The 230-nt window shown below is 45.7% G+C and carries 1 pseudogene; it reads right to left on the bottom strand.

Going from position 1 to position 230, the window contains the following annotated elements:
- Positions 1–230 (bottom strand): annotated as a pseudogene (locus tag AC3II9_RS22695) (ISNCY family transposase); the annotation flags it as partial.

Raw genomic sequence — 230 nt, 5'->3', positions numbered from 1 at the left:
AAATGCTGCAATTTTCCTGTGGCATCATCGATGAATACTAGCAGACAGCATTTAGGTGCTCGACCTTCAAACCAATCATGGTGTGAGCCATCAATTTGGATCAATTCACCATAACAATCTCGGTTATAACGAGGCTGATATGGTCGTTTCAGGCGCTTGCAGCGAGGGATCCATGAATCGGCTGCAATCATCCAGGAACGCAGGGTTTCTACTGAAAGATCGAATCCATG

The sequence above is a fragment of the Lysinibacillus sp. RU7 genome (genome assembly GCF_057837305.1).
This window is presented reverse-complemented; position numbering and strand designations above follow the sequence as displayed.